Below are 19,938 nucleotides of genomic sequence, written 5' to 3' on the forward strand. Positions count from 1 at the left end.
GGGACCTGAATGATCGAATTTCAAACCGACGCCGCTTCGATCTCTACGCGGATCGGCGCGAGCGCACATCGCCGCGCGATCGTCGCCGCAACGATCGGAAACCTGCTCGAAACATACGATTTTGCGGTGTACGGATTCTTCGCTGTCATCATTTCGCGGCTGTTTTTCCCGGCCGGGGACGACACTGTGGCGTTGTTGTTGACGGTCGCGACCTTTGGAGTGGGCTTTTTCATGCGCCCGGTCGGCGCTGTCGTGCTCGGCGGCATGGCCGACCAACGAGGGCGCAAGTTTGCGCTGTCCGTGTCCATCCTGCTGATGGCGCTTGGCACTGCGATGATCGGGCTCGCGCCAACCTTCGCGAGCATTGGCCTCTGGGCGCCGGCCATCATCGTCGTAGCGAGGCTGGTGCAAGGTTTTTCGGCTGGCGGGGAGGTTGGCGCGGCCACGGCGTTTCTCGTCGAGCACGCGCCGGCCGGCCGGCGCGGCTATTTCGGGAGTTGGCAACAGGCCAGCCAGGCGGCCGCGCTCCTTCTGGGCTCTCTCGTCGGCTGGACGACGACCGGTCTGCTTTCGCAGAGCGCGCTGGAGAGCTGGGGCTGGCGCGTTCCCTTTCTGCTCGGGCTCCTCATCGGGCCGGTCGGCTTCTACATCAGGGCGCAGACCGAAGACGCGAAGGAGTTCACGGAGGCGAAGCGCCCGGGCGACAGGTCGGCGCTGGGACAGACGCTGCAGTTTCACAAACGAAGCATCATCATCGGCTTCGGCGTCACGATCACCTGGACTGTCTGCACCTATTTCTTTCTGATCTATATGCCGACATTCGCTATCCGGCAGCTCCACCTGCCGCAAAGCACGTCGTTTTTTGCGAGCAGCGTGAGTCTGGCGCTGCTGTTGGCGCTTGCGCCCGTTTTCGGCGCTTTGTCTGATCATATCGGCCGCCGTCCGCTTCTGATCGGCTCCGCGCTGACGATCGCTCTCCTGACCTATCCTGCTTTGGCAATGCTCACGGCCGCGCCGGGACTGTGGCCGCTGCTGCTTTTCCAGATCGTCTTCGCGGTGCTCATCGCCGCTTTCACTGGAACGGCGCCGGCGGCGATCGCCGAGATTTGCCCTCCTGAGATCAGATCGACCGGAACGTCCATCGCCTACAATCTTGCTGTCACGATTTTCGGCGGCTTTGCGCCCTTCATCGCGACCTGGCTGATCGCCGCCACCGGGACGCCGCTCTCGCCGGCCTGGTATGTGTCGGCGGCGATTTGTTTGGGAACAGCGATCGTCCTGTTCGTGCGTGAAAGCGAAAGCGCCGCGCCCGCACAAGCGACGGCGCCGTTGGCCGGACAGGCGTAGGAGGGCGAGGACGCCGGGGCGGATGCGCTTTAGTCGCCGCCCCGTCTTTGTCATCGCAACGTCTTTCTGGAAAAGCGGTTGCCGCTTTTTCGCGTCGTTCTAGTTGCGCGCGGCGATCGCGAACTGGAGCGGCGTCACGCCATAGCAGCGCTTGAAATGCGAGGTGAGGGCGCTCTGGTCATAGAAACCGCATGCGGCCGCCGCATCGGCAATCGAGCTTCCGCGTGCAAGACGGCGACGCGCCTGATCGAGCCGGAGCTGATTGAGATAGCTATGCGGAGTGAATCCCGTCATCCGCTTGAAAAGCTGGATGACCTGATACTCTGTCAAGGCAAGCTCGGTCGCCAGTTCGACAAGCGAAATCGGCTCGGCGATGCGCGCGCGCATGAGATCGAGTGCGGTTGCAAGCCGCACCCTGTCCTGCGGCCGGCGCGTCGCGTCTTTCGCGCCGGCGCCATGTCGGGCGAACAATGCGCCGAACGTCGCGACAAGCAGCTCCCTTTCCCGAAGCGCGTCGCGGCCTTCCTGGAGCGCGCGATGCAGCGCAAGAAAACCGTCGATCAGATCGGAGTCCGGAAATTCATTGCGGGTGAAGCAGGGCAGGGAGCTTGCGCCAAGACTCTGGGCGAGAAGATCAATCGCATCGCGTTCCAGATAGAGCGAGCGGTAGAGCCATCGACGGCTCGCTCCCATGCCGCCGGCATGTGGTTCGTCCGGATTGAAGACGAGAAGGACGGAGGCTTTCGCCTCGCCAACCTGTCCGCGGCTCCTGATGACCGAGCCTCCGAGCTCCGTCACCGCGACGACAAAGCCCTCATGGCGATGAGGCGCATATTGCTGCGTCTGAAAGTCGGCCCGCATCAAGCTCAGGCCTTCCAGCCGGCGGTCGCGCCAGTAGTGAGCTATGTTGAGCGGATCTCTGCGAGCCACGGCGCCCCTCCGGCCGGTTACTTTCGCGGCGGCGGCAGCCTGATCGCGCTCACGATCGCGGAGACGAGCCGCCGCTTGAATTCTGCGCCGAAGCGCTTCTCCCCAAGGAGAAGCCGGAACCAGACAGCGCCCGAAAACAGGTCGCTCACGAATTCGAAATTGTCGCGGGATGAAATTTCGCCGCGCTCGAACGCCCTCAGAAAGACGGCGCGGAGAATGACTCGTCGCGGCGCGACATAGGTCTCGCGGAGCTGTTGTGCTAGGGAGGCGTCGGCCTGCGCCTCCGCGACAAGACCGGAAAGGATGTTGGCGGCGGGTGTCCGCGCATAGAGACGCGACAATTCGTCGAGCAGGCATTCGAGGTCGCCCTCCAGGCTGCCTGCGTCCTTTGAGCCAAGATTGGTTGGAATGAGTTTGCAATAGACTTCGATGAACAACGCGACCTTGTTCGGCCACCAGCGGTAAATCGTCTGCTTGCCGACGCCCGCGGCCGCAGCGATTTCCTCGATCGTACAGGCTGCGTATCCCCGCCGGCCGGCGAGCTCGCCGGCGGCGGTCAGAACCGCTTCGTGAGACTGCGCCGATCGGCGCCGGACTTTCGCACCGCCCGCTTTCTGCATCGACAAGACTTAGACGAGACGGACCGTCTCGTCTATAGCGGCGTGCAGAAGAGTGGGAACCAGTTTTTCACAGAGCGTGTGCGAGCGCGGTTATCCTGATGCCGACATTGTTGGGATGCTCGGCGGCACCTGGTTGCGCCTCTCGGGGCCGCGCTCGGATGAGCGCCGGGAAGCTGGCGACCCGAGCGCCGAAGGGCACGCCTAGGTGGCGACCGGCTTTGATCCCGCCCGCTGCTGAGGGTCCGCTATGAGGAACTGGCGGGAATGTCCGGAATTGGCGCTCCTCGGTCGAATTTTCGCGAGTTGCGGCCTTTGTACTTGATAACGAAAAAATTGGGCAAGAAGGATTACGCCGGATCGTTCGAGCATCGCAGATTGCCGGTAACGTACGATATAGACTGAGCGACTGATCGATGTCGATCCGATGGCCCAGCTCTTTGATGCGCCCACGTACATCGCCGATGTCCCGCGAAGCGACATGAGTTCTTGCTGCGAAATTGAACGCCTCCCGCGTTGGCGCTCGCCGCTCAATAACAAAGCCATGCCTCCAACAAGGTTGTCGCCACTTCTCGCGACTGACAGCACCTAGAGACTTCGATTGAGGAGAGTGTTCTAAATGATTATTCTATCGCTCGGCAGCGAACTGTGCCGTTCATGCAAGGGTATCGAGCGACTACGCTGCCCTTCCTGACGACATTGAATTGTTGTGTCACTTCGGCACCGCGCGACAAGCCGCGCCGGGCGCTGAACCCGCTACGCGGATCGCAGCGGAAACCGCGCTGTTCATCTGAGCCTGCCAATGACGAGCTCAGGATTCATATTGTATAGCTTAACTGCCGATGCAGATCGCGTGGCAGAAGTTCTGATCGACATGATATTTTGGCTGATGACGCCGAGAACAAAATAATGCACGAGAAACTTTCAGCCAGTCGAAGCACATCCGCTCTCTTTGTAATCGTATTCAAATGCTAACCTGCAACATTTGCCAGAGATATCGGCAACCCGGTGATTGATCTGGCGACCGCGTCGAAGAACCATGAGTGAACCGCTTGCTCCTCGCTCCTTAGGCGCAGTGCTATATATCAACGGCGCCATCGGGTCGACCAAAGCGCCTCGCGTTGCTCGTGAAGCCTGTTTCTTTCACGCGCTCTGAGCGGACGGCGATATAGCGGGCGGCAAAAATTACCGGGCAGGTAGGTCATTATTTCCCACTAAATACATGAAATGATACAATTTATTCCGCCTGAACTTGGCTGATTCGCCGTATTAGGGATCGAAGGGCGAGAGCGCCCTTGCCCGGCGAGTGGAGGCGGCCTTGTCCTGCGTAACGGCATCTCTGGGGATAGCGGCGCCGCTGCTGCTGATGCCCGGCGCAGCCGGCTTTTCATTCGACGAGCCAACGCTTGCGCCGATCGCGCGCACGGTGATCGCCGCGCGGCCAGACGACAGCGACGATGATCTGCTGCGCATGATTGGCGATGGCGATCAATCCGCGTTTCGCATTCTGGTCGAACGGCACATCGATCGCGCCTATGCGCTTGCCTTGCGTATTCTCGGCAACAGCGCCGACGCTGACGATGTCGTGCAGGACACGATGCTGAAAGTCTGGGCGCTACGCGGCGCCTGGGAAAGCGGCCGCGCCAAATTCTCCACCTGGCTCTATCGCGTGGTCACCAATCGTTGCCTCGATCTTCGGCGTCAGCCTCGGACCGAAGAGATGGAGACGGCTTCAGAGGTGATGGACGAACGGCCGGACCCGCTCTCGACGATCCATCGTCACGAGGTGAGCGACCTGCTGCGCGGCGCCATGGCGCGGCTCCCCGATCACCAGCGTGTCGCCTTGATCCTTTCCTACTTCGAAGACATGAGCAACGGAGAGATCGCGGAAGTGCTCGACACCACCGTCGCCGCCGTGGAGTCGCTCTTGAAGCGCGGTCGGCAGCATCTCCGCAAGAAGCTCTCCCGATCCGCGCGAGACATCCGCGAGTCGTTCACCAACGATTAACGATGGATTCGCGGCGGCCCGCGCGGCGGCCGCCTGATCTTTCCTTGCTCGCCCGTAGAAGCAGCAGACGCGGACGTCGCGTCGGCTCGCTCGCGACCGGGCGGGGACTCCAGACGCAAGGGACAACGCCTATGCCCGTGATTTCGACGAACACCGCCGCCAATTCGGCGATCCGCTACCTCAACATCAACTCCGCCGATCAGTCGTCCTCGCTCGCCAAGCTTGCGAGCGGATCGCGCATCACCAAGGCCTCTGACGACGCGGCGGGTCTCGCCATCTCGACCCGCATTTCGTCTGATGTGACGGCGCTCACCCAGGCGGCTACCAACGCTTCGCACGGAGTGTCGATTCTGCAAACCGCGGACGGCGGCGCCTCGAACATCAGCGACATCCTGCAGCGCATGAAGGCGCTGGCGTCCGAGTCCGTTTCGGGCACTGTCACCGACACCGAGCGCTCCTATATTGATGCGGAGTTTTCGCAGCTCTCAGACGAAATCGACGGCATTTCGAGCAGCACGCGCTATAATGGCGCCAGTCTGCTCAACGGTACGGCCGACGTCGCCGACGGCATCGCTGTGATGGTCGGTTCGGACAGCAGCGACACAATCACTCTCCAGATTGATGCGCTCGACTCAACATCGCTCGGCCTGACGGCGTCAGCGGATGAGTCGCCTGCCGATCTCGTCGGCGGAAGCTCCGGCTATGATGCGAGCGGCGGCGGCGTGTCGTTCGACGTCAATGGCACAGCAGTCACGCTGAGCGCGACCGGCGGCACGAACTCGGACGGAAAATATTCCGCGCAGGATATCGCGGATGCGATCAACACCGCGCTGGGCGCGGTGAGCGGCAACACGGTGACGGCGTCGGTCGACGCGACCACCGGAGACCTGACGCTCAGCAACAGCGCGACGGGCTCGTCTTCGTCGATCACGGTCGACAATTTCACGTCGACGGACAACAGCTTCTCGGCCTCCGACCTTGGCTTTGACATCACAAGCAGCACCGGCCGCGATGCAGGCGACAAGCTCTCGGTCGCGACCCAGGCCGACGCCGAGGCCGCGCTCGACAAGCTCGACACGGCGATCGACACGGTCTCGAAGTCGCGGGCGAATATCGGCGCGCTCGAATCGCGATTCAGCTTCCGCTCCGACTCGATCGCCACCAGCATCGAGAATCTCGAGTCCGCCAATTCGGCGATCGCCGATGTCGACGTCGCTTCGGAGTCGTCCAAGCTCGCCTCCGAGCAAGTGAAGACCCAGGCGGCGGTCGCCGCTGTGGCGCAGGCCAACCAGATCCCGCAGGATCTGCTGAAGCTGCTGCAATAGTTGAACATCGCGGGCGGGGTTTCGCCCCGCCCGCAATCAGCCGGGTGAGAAGCGCCGCATGACGTCCGTCAGCAGCACCAGCTCAAGCACGACTTCCTCGAGCACGAGCGCGTCGACATCGAACACGTCGAGTTCGAGCAGCACGTCCAGCACGAGCAATTCGACCGACGTCTCCGACATCGACTGGGACGCGCTCATTGAGCAGGCGGTTCAGGCGAAGCTCGACAAGGCGGACGCTATCGACCTTAAGGTGACTGCAAACGAGACCAAGGTCGCGGCCTATCAGCAATTGCAGTCGCTTCTGAGCGACGTGACGGACGCCGCGCAGGCGCTCCGCGCGCCTTCGGGAAGTTCATCCTTATCGGACAACGTCTTCCTCGACCGTGAAGCCTATCTGACGGCCAACGGCGATGTTGACGCCTCGTCCTCCGTCTCGGTCACCGCCGACAGCGGATCGGCGACGGGGAGCTATAATCTGAAGATTCTCCAGCTCGCGAAAGCGCACAAGGTTGCGGGCGACGCCGTAGCAAGCAATACGACCAATCTTGGTTATTCCGGCGTGTTCTCGATCGGGACCGAAGACGGCGAGAGCGCCGATATCACCATCAACGAAGATATGACGCTCGCCGAGATCGCGGAAGCGATCAACAATGAAAGCGACACGACCGGCGTTCAGGCGACAGTCCTTCAGGTTTCGGACTCGGAGTACCGGCTCGTTCTCTCAACGACGGAGACAGGAGAGACGATCGCGGCTTCGGCGGTTTCGGGGGACGACGTGCTCAATGAACTTGGCGTGACGGACGACACTGGAGCGTTCGCAGACACGCTGCAGGAATCTCAGAAGGCGATCATCAAGCTCGACGGCGTCACCGTCACGCGCAGCGCCAATGACATCGACGACCTCGTCGACGGTGTGACGTTCCGGCTCTATCAGACGACGCAGGACGATCCGGACGAGGACAGCGACCAATCGATCACAGTCGACATCGGCGCCGATGTCAGCTCGGTTAAAACGGCAGTCCAGTCGCTGGTCGACGCCTACAACGCTTTCCGGCAATATGCGGAGACGCAGCAGGAGGTGACCTCGTCGGGATCAGCGTCGGACGATTCCGTTCTCTTCGGCGATGGAACGCTGCGCAGCATCAGCAGCCAGGTCTATGATGCGCTCAATACGTCGATCGACAAGCAATCGATGGCGCTGATCGGGCTGTCCTTCGACGAGAACAACGAGCTCGTTCTTGATGAAGACACGCTTGACAACGCGCTTCTCGATAATCTGGACGCGGTCGAGAGCCTGTTGACGTTTCAGATGACGTCGTCATCGAGCGACGTGAAGCTTCTCTCGCGAGGGACGGCGACTCCGGACGACTTCAAGCTGGACATCTCGGTTGATTCCAGCGGAGCGGTGACCTCGGCTTCCGTCGATGGCGACTCGTCTCTTTTCACCGTCAAGGGAACGCGCATCATCGGCAACGCCGGCACGGAATATGAGGGCTACACCTTCGTCTTTGTCGGATCGTCCTCAAAGTCGGTGAATATCTCCCTGAGCTCCGGTCTCGCCGAGCGTTTGTATAATGCATCCGAGGCAGCGTCGGATGACAGCGACGGCAGCCTGCAAAGCCTGATCGACGGGCTTGAAAACACAGACGATACGCTGCAGTCGAAGAGTGATGATATCAGAAGCGCGGCGGAAACTTATCGCACCAACCTCACCAATCGCTACGCCCAGTATCAGGCGGCGATCAATTCTGCGAAATCGTCGCAGGACTATCTCACGGCCTTGCTCGATCAGTGGAATAGCTCGTCATGAACTCAAAATTGAACACCGGCATCGCCGCTTATCGGATGGCGGCGACGCAGGTTCATCCACGCGTCGCCATCGTCAAGCTCTTCGATCAGATGTTGTTCCTCCTGCGGCGCGCGATCACCGCAACCGAAGCAAAGAAGCATGAGGAAAGCTATATCAACATCGTCAAGACCAGCATGATCCTGCGCGCGTTGATTCAGAATCTGAGATTCGATCTGGCCGAGCAGATGTCGACAGATCTGATGCGCACCTACAACAGAAACATCGTCGCGCTCCACATGGCTTATGGAAAGCCGGACGCCATCGCGCGTTATCAAAAGATCGCGGAGGGGTTGGCCGAGCTGCGCGACGCCTGGGCGATCGTCGCGGGAATGCCGACGCTGAAATAGCCTGGCCGGTTCAAAACAAAAGAGGCGCAGGAATCCGCGCCCCGCGTTCGTTTAAGGCCACGTCGATCGCGGCGACCTTGCGCGTTTACCTGAACTTGCTTGCAAATTCCGAGATATTTGCGGCCGACGTGATAGAGAATCTCCGCTCGGTCTGGGTATTGCGGTAAACTGGCCGGGCCTTTGAGCGCCAGATCAAGCCGGCCAAATAGTCCGCCTGATTTCATCAGCTCGATCGTATCAATCACGAAGCCACAACACGCAACTCCAGAGCGTGCGGCGCGGACGACATCGTCGCGCGTCGAACAGTAATTGTTGAGATCGGCCATGAGCGTCAGCGCTATCACTTCCGCGAGCCTTGCGACAACCTCAAGCGCGTCAGCGAGTTCAAGCTCAAGCTCATCTTCGCTTTCGGGAGATGACTTTCTTCAACTTCTCGTCGAGCAGTTGAAGAACCAGAATCCGCTCGATCCCAGCGACTCCAATGAGATGGTCAATCAGCTGATGTCGTATGCGAGTTACGACACGCAATCGTCAATGAACTCGACGCTGTCCGAGCTGTCTTCGACGCTGACGTCGATGAATTCCACGCTCAGCGGCATCGCTTCGAATTTGAATGTCAGCGTCTGAGGTCGAGTAATGAGTCTGTCCGGCGCCCTGTCTTCGGCGGTATCCGCCCTAAGCTCGCAAAGCTCCGCGCTTGCGATGATCAGCGACAATCTTGCGAACGCCAGCACCTATGGCTTCAAGACGACATCAGCGAGCTTCGAGAGCCTGCTGACGAATTCTTCGACTACCTCCTATTCTTCCGGCGGCGTGTCCGTCACCGGCGTATCGAACGTGAGCGCTCAAGGATTGCTGACGTCGACATCAACCAGCACCAACATGGCCATCTATGGCAGCGGCATGTTTGCCGTCAGCGCCGGCGCCGACACGAACCAGGTCTATTATACACGCAACGGCGCGTTCTCGGTCGACGCCAACGGATACCTCACCAACGGCGACTATTACCTTCTGGGCTGGCCGACCGATGCGGAAGGAAATGTTGTCGGGTCGACGCTGTCGAGCACGCTCGAAGAGATCAACACCAACGCGGTGTCGACGATCGGCGCCGCGACCACGACGGCGTCGCTGCAGGCCAATCTCCCCGCCGACGCCACCGTCGGCGACAGCTTCACGAGCGAGCTCGAAATCTATGACTCGCTTGGAACCGCAGCGAAAACGACGATCACCTGGACAAAGACTGCGGAGAACACCTGGACGGCGAGCTTCTCCGATCCCACGAGTTCTGATGGCGGCAGCACGCTCGGCACGGTGTCGAGCAGCGCGATCACCGTCAACTTCAATTCGGACGGCACGCTCGCCAGCACGAATCCCGACCCGCCGACGTTGACGATCACGGGCTGGACTACTGGCGCGGCGGACAGTTCAATCAGCTTCGACATGGGCGACGCCGGCAGCTCGAACGGGTTGACCCAACTTGCGACCGGCGCCGATACGCTGAGCGTGACCTTGACCAGCGATCAGGACGGCGTCGGCTTCGGCACGCTGACCAGCGTCGAGATCGGCGACGATGGCACGGTTTACGCCAACTATGACAATGGCGAGCAACGGGCGATCTACAAGGTTGCGGTGGCGACCTTCAACAATGCGAATGGACTGACGGCGCTTAATGGCGGCGTTTATTCCGAAAGTTCGGAATCCGGCTCGGCGATGCTGCATGTCGCCGGCACCGGCGGCGCCGGGGTGATCTATGGCAGCGAGCTTGAAACGAGCACCACCGATACGAACGAGGAATTCAGCAACATGATGGCGGCGCAGCAGGCTTATTCCGCCGCGGCGCAGGTGATGTCGACGGTCAGCAAAATGTACGACACGCTGATCAGCGCCGTCAGGTGACCTCATGCAGGAGGATGAGCGGCTGTTCTCGAGGCTTAAGCGGGCGGAGCAGCAGGTTCGCGACCTCGCGTCGGCGCGCAGGAGCCGCGACAAGGCGCGCATTCGACAGGCGCTCGCGCTGCTCGACGAAATGAACCAGATCAGCGTCAGGCTGAGAAGCGTTCGCGATGGATTGCGCACGCAGATCGACAGCGTGCTCGTGAAGATGCGGGCGACAAGCGCCTATCAGCAGGCCGGCCGGCTTGGCCGGTCAGGCCGCTGAAAGAGAAGAGAGGCGAATGAGGATGAACGCCGGAATACCGAACTGTTCGGACATGCGGGAAGGGCGGATGTTCGGCGACAGCGTCGAGGCGACGCTGGAGCTGGTTGATGATCTGCTTGAAATCATCGCGTCGGAAAACAGTATGCTGGCGGCGGGAATGCCGGCGTCGGCATCGCAATCGCTCGCGGAGAAGTTCAGACTCGCCCGCGAGTTCGAGCGACAGGCGCTTGCCATTCGCGCCGGCGCGCTCGCGCTGGAGTCGAGATCCGAGCGTGCGCGGCTGGCGGAGCGCGCGCGCCTGCTGCAGGCGGCGATGGATGAAAATGTCAACCGGCTCGGCGCAGCGATTGAGGCGACGCGCCGGCGTGTGAACGCGGTGATGCGCGCGGTGCGTGAACAGGTCAGCGCTCCGACGGCCTATCAGGCGAACGGGCGCGCATGGTCCGGGGTGGTGGCGCACGGCGCGCTGGGCGGCGACCGTCGCGTGTAACGGGGAAGGGGCGCGCGCTCGATGTCCCTCTCCGGCATCCGTACGATCGCCTACAGCTCGCTGTCGGCTTCGCAGTACCAGATCAGCGTTGCGTCGTCGAACGTCGCGAACGCCGACACGACGGGCTACACGAAGAAATCGGCGACCCAGACCTCGGTGAACTATGGCTCGTCGGGATCCGGCGTCGCCATCGCGTCGGTGTCGAGCAATGTCAGCAAATATCTGCTGAGTGACCTTGCTGAAGCGACGACGACGCTGGGCGCAGCGACGGTGACGAATGACTTCGCCGATCGTTTGCAAAGTCTGTTCGGTTCGATCTCATCAGATAGCAGCAGCGGCGACTCGCTTTCGAGCGGTATCGCCGACCTTGAATCGGCTCTGTCGTCACTGGCGAGCACGCCGGAGAGCGATACGCTGAAGGCGCAGGTTGTCGACGCGCTCGATACAGTCGCCAGCCAGCTGCGCGAGACGTCGTCCAGCATCCAGTCGCTGCGCGCCGACGCGGACGGGCAGATTGAAGATGGTGTGCAGGCGGCCAACGACGCCCTCAACGCCATCGCCGAGCTGAACACTCAGATCGCGAGCGCACAGGCCCGGGGAGAGTCGACGTCCGCCCTCGAAGATCAGCGGAACACGGCGCTGCAGACGCTCTCCGAGCAGATGAACGTCTCCTACTACGTCAATTCCGACAATCAGATGCGCGTCTATGCGTCGACCGGGACGACGCTCGTTGACAGCAAGGCGCACGAGCTGAGCTATTCCAGCGCGACGCTTGTCACCGCGGATACGGTGTTCGATGCGATCACCGTCGACGGGAACGACGTTACGGGCGCCATCACATCGGGAAAGATCGGCGCGCTCATCGAGCAGCGCGACGAAACGCTGCCGGCGGCGCAGGACGAGCTCGACGAATTGGCGAGCGGGTTGATCGAGGCGCTGAATGCAGTCTCGAATTCGGGCTCATCAATACCCGCGCCGACGACGCTGATCGGACCGGTTATCGTGTCGGCGAGCGACACGCTGTCCGCCACGGGAACCGCGCGTATCGCCGTGACCGACAGCAGCGGCGTGCTTGTCTCCTATCAGGATCTCGATCTCTCGAGCTATAGCACGGTCGGCGATCTCGTTGACGCGATCGATTCGATCGACGGCCTGTCAGCGTCAATCAACGCGTCGGGCCAACTGACGATTTCCAGCGACTCGAGCGCCAACGGCGTGTCGATCGGCGATATCGACGATTCGATCGGCTCAAGCGGCGAAGGGCTGTCGAACTATTTCGGGCTCAACGATTTGCTGACGGGAACAAACGCATCCGACATCTCGGTGCGAAAGGACATTCTCGCTGACTCAAGCCTGATGCCGACTGCAAGCCTGAGCTCGGATTCCGCCCTCGCGGTCGGTGATGCGGCGCTAACCGAGGGGGACTCGACGATCGCGCAGGCGCTGGGCGATGCGCTGGCCGGCGACTATTCCTTTGCTGCGGCCGGCGGTCTCGGATCGACAAAGTCTTCCTTTGCGGACTATGCCGGGGACATCATCTCGACCGCGGCGAGCAGCGCGACCAGCGCATCAAGCGCGCTGACGACGAAGGAGACGGCGAAGCAGACGCTCGACGACTCCTTCTCGTCGGCGACCGGCGTCAATCTCGACGAGGAGACCGCGCTCATCAGCGAGCTCCAGCAGCAATATTCGACAGCGGCGCAGCTTCTTCAGGTTGTGAACGACATGTTTGACGCGTTGCTCAGCGCGGCGCAGAGCTGATCGATGACCATGCGTGTCGCCACTTTCGCGCTCAACGACAAGATGCTGTCGGCCGCGCTGCGCACCCAGGCGAAGACGGCCACCCTGCAATTGCAGGAAGCGTCCGGCCAGATCTCCGAAGACTATGGCGGGCTGGGCTCATCAGCGAAGACCGTACTCAATCTGCAGGCGTCACTTGCGCGCTCGAAGACCTATTCCGCGGCGGCTGACGAGGCGAACGGTCGCGTCGAAGTGATGTATGACGCGCTGTCGTCGATGACCGATCTGCTCTCGAATTTTCGCGCCGATCTCGTCGCAGCGCAGAGCGGCGATGCGAACGACTCCGAGTCGACATTGATCGAGACAGCCAAAGGCTATCTCGAAGACTTCGCCTCATTGATGAACACCCAATATGAGGGGCGCTACCTCTTTGCGGGGAGCGCCACCACTTCGACGCCTGTCGACGTTTCAGGCTATAGCCCGACGGATGTGAGCACCGCGGATGGATCTTATTATCGGGGCGATTCCGCGATCGCTTCCGTGCAGGTGTCCGGAGAACGCACGATCAGCTACGGTGTGACCGGCGACAGTTCTGGCTTCGAGCAGGCCTTGCGCGCCCTGGCGCTGGTTGCGAATGCGGCTACGACGCTTGATTCAGACACACTGCAAAGCTTCTCCGATCTCGTCGCCAGCGCGCTCGACAACGTGACGGCGACGCAAAGCAAACTGTCGTTGAATTCGTCCGCATTGCAGGACGCTTCCTCCGCGCAGGCGAACTTTCAGGACTTCGCCTCGTCGCAACTCAGCGACAAGACGGAGGTCGATGTGGCCGCGGTGACCGTGCAGCTCACGTCCTATGAAACGCAACTTCAGGCCTCTTACTCCGCCATTGCCAAGATCCAGAGCCTCTCAATTCTGGATTATTTGAAATAGCTTCTGACGACGGGAACCGCCCCTCGCGACCAAAACTGAACGCACTGCGTCGGCGAGTAGAGCGCCGGAAGTGAGGTCGTTCGCGTCTCACGATGCCGATGAACTTCGCCGTCTCGATGCGATCTGACGCGACGCTTGAGGCTAGCCATTTCTCCATTTCAGCGTTCGAATGACACTCTCCGCATCGCTGTGTCGGATAGCTGGCGACGCGTATATTTGCCGCCATATGCGCTTTGCGCTCAGACGCTTTAGATTGCCGTGAAGCGCTCTTCGCCGCAAGATAATGCGTAAAGTCGCCAGACAAGTTAATACTTTTATCTCGCAGGCAGTCATGCTTGCTGGGTGGATCGTTAGTCGATCGCGATGTAAAGCGTCCCCATAGTCCCATATGGGACATGTCGTCTTTCCCAATCAATTGGAAACGAATAACCCGACGACGCCAATCGCGGCGGAGGTGGTGAGGAGCGTCCGCATCCATGATGCGCTTTCTGGGCCGCATTTTGCCCCTTTGGACGACGTTGGCGTCGTTTGTTTATTGGACGATCGCTTGGTTTCTCGCGCATCGCAAGCGGCGAGAAGATCCGCGAGCCGCTCGCCGTCTCGATTTGATTCTGTTTGCTGGCTTCGTTATCGTTGTAGCAATCGTCGCCGCTATTCGCCCGCAACCTATTTGAAGCGCGCGCCCAACTCGATCTGGCTTCAGCAATGGCTCGATGCGCCTCCGGAATTTCTCGATGTCTCGCTGTCTCGGGCATATGAATACGGAAGTCGTCTCTGTTATTCCGAATGGGAGCGGCGCTCGCTTGGCGTCAGGCTATCCAACATCATGGAGATATGCATGCGTGTCCTCATTTTCCTCATTTTCCTGTCATCGTCGGCGACAGCGACGTCTGCTCAAGAGACTAAGAGAAACTTTTTCGTTCAGGCCAATGGCTGGACGATATACACGACGGGAACCGCCGCGTGTTATGCTTTCAATCGCGACCCTGTCGAGTTTGACGCATCTCCGTACAATGCGTTGCAATTCAGGCAGGCGTTTGGATCGAAAGGCATCCAAATTCGCGTTATGCTCTGGCCGGGCGCTGTGGCAAAGAAGGGCAGCGACACCCTTGTTCTCCAAGTCGACAAGCAGCCGGAGATCTATTTGCCGGTTGAGCTCAATGGCGATGAGTTTTCATTGGAAGCGTCCCTCGGTGAATCGCACCTCGAAACGTTAAAGTTCGGACAGGGGTTGGATGCGCGGTCGGGTAGCAGCGTGCAGGTGCTCTTCAACCTCGCAGCGCTCAAGAAGACGCTTTCCTATTTGGAATGGTGCAGCAAATAAGCGAGGGTCGATGCCTTGAGAATTTTCCGGCGCGCCTCTGTCTCCGGTGCGGGTTTCTGGTGGGAGTTGTCGAATGACACCCATCACTGGCAAGCGATGAAGCGCCGCCAGAAGGGCGACCAAGGCGTTCGCCAAGCCGAACGGCGAATAAGGGCGCGCGATTGTTGACGATGCTCACAATTTGAGCAGGAGCGCCGCACCGTGTTGGTGAATTGCGCGTTCGAGCAACGCCGGTGTCGCTGTGCGTCAAGATTGCGAAGTTTCACACATCTTACGGCTGCGCTTTGGCCAAGCCGAATAAATTCCGCGCGGCTCAACCTCTGGCAAGCGGACCTGGCCGGTTGCGCAAGCGCCGTTCCTAGATAAGCTCTGTCCTGGCCTCGGCCTGACTGGCGGGTTCGGAGCAAATTCGACCGAAATCTGGCGGATCGGCGGTCTTCTGACCGGCGGAGGTTTTGCGTGACTGCAGACTCTGAAAACCGTCGTTGTATCGAGCTGATCGCTGCGGCCGCGCTCGATCGCGCGCAGTGGCCGTCGGCTCTCGCTTCGATTGCAAACAGATTGCGAAGCGATCATGCGTTGATTTTCAGCAATAAGAGCATGGCGGCAAGGTGGCCGTTTGTCGCCACGACGGGGCTTGCCGACGACCATCGCGCGCGTTTTTTTGCGCCCCACACTATGCGTCTCTGGGAGCCGTGGCATCGAGCGATGACGCCCGGCAGGGTTGTTCGCCATCAGGAGGTGGTCGGCGATCGTGATTTTGAACGAACGGAAATCTATAACGACGTCATCCGCCCGACGGGCGCCTTCCATGGAACGTGCTTCCAACATGACGGGACTGATCTATCGTTCCATCTGAATGTGTGTCGGCGCCGCCAAACGGGAGCATTTCTTGATCGGGAGACGCAAGCCCTGCAAGCCTTGGCGTCACATGTAACCCTAGCGCTTCAATTTCAGTGCAGACTATCCGTGCTTGAGGAACGCGTAAGCTTGCTTTCGAGCACCCTCGATCGGATTAGCGAAGGCGTCATTGTTGTCGATGTCAAAGGGCGACCGCTCGTCGCGAATCTCGCCGCGGAGCGGTTGCTGGAGGAGGCCGACGGACTCGCGCTGACGCCGTCCGGACTCGGCGGTCTGACGCGGGGGGCAACAGACAAGTTCCGCGCCGCGCTCGTGAAAGCCGCATCGCCTCCTGTGCCGCACGCCACGCGAATACACCTTCCGAGGCGCTCGCCGAGGCCGCCGCTCTTGCTCGAAATATTGCCGGCAGGTCAATTTGATCTTTCGGTTGCGGGCTCGTCGCGGCCGTTTGCCGTCGTTCTTTTGCGAGAAGTTGACCGTCCAATCACGATCAACCGATCGGCTCTGATGGACTTCTACCGGCTGACGCCACGAGAGGCCGGAATTGCATTGCTTCTTGCGGACGGCCTGACAGTGGAGGCGATTGGGGCAAAGCTCAAGCTCGCCAGAGGCACGATCCGGAACAATCTGAAGCGCATATTCGAAAAGACGGATTCACATAGTCAGGTCGCGCTGCTGGCCTTGCTGCGCGGCTTTGGTTCTTGATGAAGCCGTCGCACGCCAGCATATGCGGCTGTTTCCGCTTCGCATGTCCCAAATGACACTAGTCGGATCGCCAACGGGGCTTCTAGCTGCGAGAGCGATCTTGCAAAAGGCGGCGGCATGTCGAACGGCTCGATGTCGAGCGATAACTTGACCCACATGCTGCCAAGCCTTTCGTATTGGGCCGCGCATCCGGCGGATGTCTGCGAAAAAGCTGGGAGCACAAACGCCTGCACTGCGGCCGCGACGCTTTGCGAGGCGCGCGCATGAAGGCGAAGGCGTGGAGCTTCCAGCTCTCGATTGCGCTTTCTTCATTTTTATTGTTCCTCGTGCAACCCATCATCGCAAAGCAAATCTTGCCCTGGTTTGGGGGCGCGGCGAGCGTCTGGACCACATGCCTCTTCTTTTTTCAACTCATCCTTCTTCTGGGATATCTATACGCGCATGCCGTCGTGCGCTGGCTGCCCCCAAGACAACAGGTAGTCCTTCACGTCGGGCTTCTTGGACTCAGCATCCTGAGCCTGCCGATTGTCGCCTCGCCGTCCTGGAAAGCTGGCGTCGGTGTTCCTGCGTTCCGGCTTCTGGCGCTGCTCATGACGACAGTTGGATTACCCTACTTCATACTTTCGAGCACCAGCCCGCTGCTGCAAGCGTGGTATGCGCGAAGCATGAAGACGCCGTATCGACTGTTTGCACTATCGAATGCGGCGTCGCTAGCGGGCCTTCTCGTCTTCCCATTTCTGTTTGAGCCGGAATTCGCGATACCGCAGCAAGCGAATCTGTGGTCGGCGCTTTTCATCCTGTTTGCGCTGGTTTGCGCGGCGACCGCGGTGTCCAGCGCGACAGGGAATGGCGCCTCGGCGAGCCAGCGTGCCGATATTGAGCCGCCGATCAGTTCACATCCTTCTCTTCGGCGGGCGATGATGTGGCTGATTTTCTCTGCGCTCGGATCACTGACTCTCGTATCAATAAGCGCATACGTGGCTTTGAACGTCGCGTCGGCGCCGCTGATCTGGATCGCGCCTCTCGCGATCTATCTGAGCACCTTCATACTGGCGTTTGGCGACCGCCCTTACCGCGGCTGGACCATTGCCGGACCAGCGATGGGTTTGAGCGCGGCGATCCTGGCGATCTATCACAACGCAGGATGGGTAGCCGAGTTCTATTTTTCGCTGCCGCTCTTCATGCTCGGACTCTTCTTCCTTTGCCTTTATTGCCATGGCGAGTTGGCGGGAAGAAAACCACATCCAAAATACCTGACAACCTACTATATCTTGATTTCGCTCGGAGGCGCGCTAGGGGCGCTGATAGGCAGTGTTTTCGCGCCGCTTGTCTTGCGAGGCAATTTTGAAATGCCGATTGCGCTCGCGATCGCGAGCATACTTTTTGCCTGGCAGCGCCGGCGAGAAAGCGGGGTCAAGCGAGGTGTGGCGCTCGCGCTTTCCGCGACTATTGTCACGTTGGCGGCGGCTCAAATCGGATATGAAATCTATCGATCTCGTGTGCTCGCGCGTAACTTCTATAGCGCGCTGCGCATCATTGATATTGGCGACGCCCAAAACCGCGTGCGACGGATGGAGCACGGCGGCACGCCGCATGGCGCACAGTATCTGGATCAGGCGCGCCAGAAATTGCCCATAACCTATTATAGCGCGACCTCTGGCGTCGCTATCGCCATCCGCCGTCAGCGAGAACTGAACTCGCGTGCGCCGCTGGCGATTGGCGTTGTGGGACTTGGCGCGGGAACACTTGCCGCTTATGGCGAGGCAGGCGGGCGAATTTGTTTCTACGAGATCAATCCGCAGGTCGTCGAACTGGCCCGAAGCCAGTTTACGTACCTTTCCGACAGCAAGGCTGCGGTCAGCATTGAACTGGGCGATGCTCGCCTGGCGCTGGAAAAGCAACCTCCGCAGAGCTTCGACGTTCTGGTTGTCGACGCCTTCACGGGAGATGCGATTCCAATGCATCTCCTGACGCGAGAGGCGATCCAGATTTATCTCAAGCATTTGAAGAGGGGTGGCGTGCTGCTTTTTCATATCTCAAACCGATATGTCGATCTTCAGCCGGCCTTGGCCAGGCTTGCGATCGAAGAACATCTGGTGGCGAAGATTGTCGCTGATGATCCGGAGGAGGCGATTGATGAGAACTCACCAATATCGCCCTCCGATTGGGTGCTTATGGCCCATGACAGGAACTGGATGGAGTCTCCTGAAATCGCAGACGAGGCCGAAGAACTCAAGCCGCCACATGTCGGTCCGGCCTGGACCGACGATTTCAACAATATTCTCTCCGCCATTCATCTTGGTGGAAGCTAAGCGTCATGGCGGCGCCTCAGAACAGATCGAACGGTTGGCCCATGCTTGGCTCGGCCGCGGCTGTCGTGGCAGGCCTCTACTTCATTGGACTTGGTTGGCTCGGCCTTCCTCTTCGCCGGGAGGATCTGTCCGTCGCCGAGACAATCGGACCGCAACATGTCGACATGCCCATCGTTCATGAGACGTCCGGTCGAAGGCGAAGCAACTATCGATCTCAAGAAATTCGTCTTTCCGCGGTCAGCGGAATGACACAGGTCTATCGGCCGGCGCCGACACTCTGGGTGGCCGACATCAGCGATCTGCCGCCGGGGACTAAAGTTCGATACCTGGTCGATCCTCAAGCTCAGTTGATCTACGAAGCGGTCTCCGACGGCAAGACCCTTCTTGCTTACGAGGCGACGCTCGAAAACCTGTCAGCGTCCGCACGCGGCCGCATCTTTGTGGGAGCGGCGCTCACCGTCGTAGGCCTATGCGGGCTGGGGTTCGCGACCTGGCGTCGCTCGCGGCATGGTTGGAGAGCGTGAAGCGCCCTGGGCCGAAAAGCATCACGCAGAGTGCTGGATCAAATCAATGCCTTTATCGGTTCTTGAACTTGCGCCTGTTAGACGGTTTGTTGCACGCCCTGTTGGCGATCGGAATTCGACGCGGCTTAGCCGGCTTCCAGATCACGCGTGATCGAGATGCGTCTTCAGCCTCCGGGCGCACTGCGCCCCTCGGATTTTGGAGGCGTTCCACGAAAATACTGAAGACGCTCGACGCGCCTTGTCAGGGCTCGCTCCAGGAGCGGCAATATTCGGAACCAAAATGTTGCGTAACCGCAACACGATAGAAGAGTCTTGTAACAACTGCTTACGTCAGGAACCATTTCTTCATACTTCCTTCCTGATTCCGCTAGCCGAATCAGCGGGATAAGGAATTTGCCTATTTTCTTTGCATGTCGATACCGCCTTTCTGAGCGTTTCCTCTCATTGCAAACGCACAACTCCTGAGTA

Annotated in this window: 17 protein-coding genes and 2 pseudogenes; 16 read left to right on the forward strand and 3 right to left on the reverse strand. The window is 60.0% G+C overall.

Annotated features, from left to right (window positions below; all coding sequences use genetic code 11):
- Positions 1–9: 9 nt before the first annotated feature.
- Positions 10–1,347 carry an MFS transporter gene (locus L8F45_RS04875; protein WP_342361762.1) on the forward strand — a complete coding sequence of 446 codons (1,338 nt, stop codon included), beginning with the start codon at positions 10–12 and terminating at the stop codon, positions 1,345–1,347.
- Between the two features lie 99 nt (positions 1,348–1,446).
- Here the strand turns inward: L8F45_RS04875 and L8F45_RS04880 are convergent, their stop codons facing one another.
- Positions 1,447–2,277: an AraC family transcriptional regulator gene (locus L8F45_RS04880; RefSeq protein ID WP_342361763.1), complete on the reverse strand. Its 831-nt coding sequence runs from the start codon at positions 2,275–2,277 to the stop codon at positions 1,447–1,449.
- Positions 2,278–2,294: 17 nt separating this feature from the next.
- On the reverse strand, positions 2,295–2,897 hold the full coding sequence (locus L8F45_RS04885; RefSeq protein ID WP_342361764.1) for a TetR/AcrR family transcriptional regulator: 603 nt from the start codon (positions 2,895–2,897) through the stop codon (positions 2,295–2,297).
- A gap of 1,363 nt (positions 2,898–4,260) precedes the next feature.
- On the opposite strand from L8F45_RS04885, the gene L8F45_RS04890 reads away from it, so the two are divergent.
- From L8F45_RS04890 to L8F45_RS04905, 5 genes and pseudogenes are all read left to right on the forward strand, one after another.
- Entirely contained in the window at positions 4,261–4,902 is a 642-nt protein-coding gene (locus tag L8F45_RS04890) for an RNA polymerase sigma factor (protein WP_425330010.1), read from the forward strand.
- Positions 4,903–5,033: 131 nt separating this feature from the next.
- A pseudogene (locus tag L8F45_RS30815) lies at positions 5,034–5,393 on the forward strand (flagellin); the annotation flags it as partial.
- 534 nt (positions 5,394–5,927) lie between these two features.
- Positions 5,928–6,227 (forward strand): annotated as a pseudogene (locus tag L8F45_RS30820) (flagellin); the annotation flags it as partial.
- Between the two features lie 58 nt (positions 6,228–6,285).
- Positions 6,286–8,037 carry a flagellar filament capping protein FliD gene (gene fliD / locus L8F45_RS04900; protein ID WP_342361767.1) on the forward strand — a complete coding sequence of 584 codons (1,752 nt, stop codon included), beginning with the start codon at positions 6,286–6,288 and terminating at the stop codon, positions 8,035–8,037.
- Positions 8,034–8,423 (forward strand): flagellar export chaperone FliS, encoded by a 390-nt coding sequence (locus L8F45_RS04905; protein ID WP_342361768.1) that lies wholly within the window; start codon positions 8,034–8,036, stop codon positions 8,421–8,423. The genes fliD and L8F45_RS04905 overlap by 4 nt, the downstream gene beginning before the upstream one ends.
- Here L8F45_RS04905 and L8F45_RS04910 read toward each other — a convergent pair.
- The gene (locus tag L8F45_RS04910; RefSeq protein WP_342361769.1) at positions 8,348–8,749 is read right to left on the reverse strand and encodes a hypothetical protein; all 402 of its coding nucleotides are present in this window, start codon (positions 8,747–8,749) and stop codon (positions 8,348–8,350) included. The genes L8F45_RS04905 and L8F45_RS04910 overlap by 76 nt on opposite strands.
- On the opposite strand from L8F45_RS04910, the gene L8F45_RS04915 reads away from it, so the two are divergent.
- The 10 genes from L8F45_RS04915 (at position 8,748) to L8F45_RS04960 (ending at position 19,470) form a co-directional block, all read left to right on the forward strand.
- The gene (locus L8F45_RS04915) at positions 8,748–9,050 is read left to right on the forward strand and encodes a flagellar hook capping FlgD N-terminal domain-containing protein (protein WP_342361770.1); all 303 of its coding nucleotides are present in this window, start codon (positions 8,748–8,750) and stop codon (positions 9,048–9,050) included. The two genes, L8F45_RS04910 and L8F45_RS04915, sit on opposite strands and share 2 nt — an antisense overlap.
- A 9-nt stretch (positions 9,051–9,059) precedes the next feature.
- A complete protein-coding gene (gene flgE, locus L8F45_RS04920; protein WP_342361771.1) occupies positions 9,060–10,319 on the forward strand; it encodes a flagellar hook protein FlgE in 1,260 nt (419 codons plus the stop codon).
- Between the two features lie 4 nt (positions 10,320–10,323).
- Entirely contained in the window at positions 10,324–10,581 is a 258-nt protein-coding gene (locus L8F45_RS04925; RefSeq protein WP_342361772.1) for a hypothetical protein, read from the forward strand.
- Between the two features lie 16 nt (positions 10,582–10,597).
- Positions 10,598–11,071, forward strand: coding sequence for a flagellar protein FlgN (locus tag L8F45_RS04930; protein WP_342361773.1), 474 nt, complete (start codon positions 10,598–10,600; stop codon positions 11,069–11,071).
- Positions 11,072–11,092: 21 nt separating this feature from the next.
- Positions 11,093–12,832: a flagellar hook-associated protein FlgK gene (gene flgK / locus L8F45_RS04935; protein WP_342361774.1), complete on the forward strand. Its 1,740-nt coding sequence runs from the start codon at positions 11,093–11,095 to the stop codon at positions 12,830–12,832.
- A 3-nt stretch (positions 12,833–12,835) separates the two neighbouring features.
- A complete protein-coding gene (locus L8F45_RS04940; RefSeq protein ID WP_342361775.1) occupies positions 12,836–13,744 on the forward strand; it encodes a flagellin in 909 nt (302 codons plus the stop codon).
- 388 nt (positions 13,745–14,132) lie between these two features.
- Positions 14,133–15,068 carry a hypothetical protein gene (locus L8F45_RS04945; RefSeq protein WP_342361776.1) on the forward strand — a complete coding sequence of 312 codons (936 nt, stop codon included), beginning with the start codon at positions 14,133–14,135 and terminating at the stop codon, positions 15,066–15,068.
- A gap of 459 nt (positions 15,069–15,527) precedes the next feature.
- Positions 15,528–16,634, forward strand: a complete 1,107-nt coding sequence (locus tag L8F45_RS04950) for a helix-turn-helix transcriptional regulator (RefSeq protein ID WP_342361777.1) — start codon at positions 15,528–15,530, stop codon at positions 16,632–16,634.
- A 263-nt stretch (positions 16,635–16,897) separates the two neighbouring features.
- Positions 16,898–18,946 (forward strand): fused MFS/spermidine synthase, encoded by a 2,049-nt coding sequence (locus tag L8F45_RS04955; RefSeq protein ID WP_342361778.1) that lies wholly within the window; start codon positions 16,898–16,900, stop codon positions 18,944–18,946.
- A 41-nt stretch (positions 18,947–18,987) separates the two neighbouring features.
- Positions 18,988–19,470: a hypothetical protein gene (locus tag L8F45_RS04960; RefSeq protein ID WP_342361779.1), complete on the forward strand. Its 483-nt coding sequence runs from the start codon at positions 18,988–18,990 to the stop codon at positions 19,468–19,470.
- The last annotated feature ends 468 nt before the right edge of the window (positions 19,471–19,938 follow it).

Origin of the sequence: Terrirubrum flagellatum (genome assembly GCF_022059845.1) — a bacterium.
Lineage (GTDB): Bacteria > Pseudomonadota > Alphaproteobacteria > Rhizobiales > Beijerinckiaceae > Terrirubrum > Terrirubrum flagellatum.

What these genes read in the sequence shown, in the direction of transcription:
- L8F45_RS04910 (WP_342361769.1), bottom strand. Translation starts at nt 8,749, where the DNA reads ATGGCCGATCTCAACAATTACTGTTCGACGCGCGACGATGTCGTCCGC.
- fliD (WP_342361767.1), top strand. Translation starts at nt 6,286, where the DNA reads ATGACGTCCGTCAGCAGCACCAGCTCAAGCACGACTTCCTCGAGCACG.
- L8F45_RS04925 (WP_342361772.1), top strand. Translation starts at nt 10,324, where the DNA reads ATGCAGGAGGATGAGCGGCTGTTCTCGAGGCTTAAGCGGGCGGAGCAG.
- flgE (WP_342361771.1), top strand. Translation starts at nt 9,060, where the DNA reads ATGAGTCTGTCCGGCGCCCTGTCTTCGGCGGTATCCGCCCTAAGCTCG.
- L8F45_RS04930 (WP_342361773.1), top strand. Translation starts at nt 10,598, where the DNA reads ATGAGGATGAACGCCGGAATACCGAACTGTTCGGACATGCGGGAAGGG.
- L8F45_RS04955 (WP_342361778.1), top strand. Translation starts at nt 16,898, where the DNA reads ATGAAGGCGAAGGCGTGGAGCTTCCAGCTCTCGATTGCGCTTTCTTCA.
- L8F45_RS04875 (WP_342361762.1), top strand. Translation starts at nt 10, where the DNA reads ATGATCGAATTTCAAACCGACGCCGCTTCGATCTCTACGCGGATCGGC.
- L8F45_RS04945 (WP_342361776.1), top strand. Translation starts at nt 14,133, where the DNA reads ATGGGACATGTCGTCTTTCCCAATCAATTGGAAACGAATAACCCGACG.
- L8F45_RS04915 (WP_342361770.1), top strand. Translation starts at nt 8,748, where the DNA reads ATGAGCGTCAGCGCTATCACTTCCGCGAGCCTTGCGACAACCTCAAGC.
- L8F45_RS04885 (WP_342361764.1), bottom strand. Translation starts at nt 2,897, where the DNA reads ATGCAGAAAGCGGGCGGTGCGAAAGTCCGGCGCCGATCGGCGCAGTCT.
- L8F45_RS04890 (WP_425330010.1), top strand. Translation starts at nt 4,261, where the DNA reads ATGCCCGGCGCAGCCGGCTTTTCATTCGACGAGCCAACGCTTGCGCCG.
- flgK (WP_342361774.1), top strand. Translation starts at nt 11,093, where the DNA reads ATGTCCCTCTCCGGCATCCGTACGATCGCCTACAGCTCGCTGTCGGCT.
- L8F45_RS04905 (WP_342361768.1), top strand. Translation starts at nt 8,034, where the DNA reads ATGAACTCAAAATTGAACACCGGCATCGCCGCTTATCGGATGGCGGCG.
- L8F45_RS04960 (WP_342361779.1), top strand. Translation starts at nt 18,988, where the DNA reads ATGCTTGGCTCGGCCGCGGCTGTCGTGGCAGGCCTCTACTTCATTGGA.
- L8F45_RS04940 (WP_342361775.1), top strand. Translation starts at nt 12,836, where the DNA reads ATGACCATGCGTGTCGCCACTTTCGCGCTCAACGACAAGATGCTGTCG.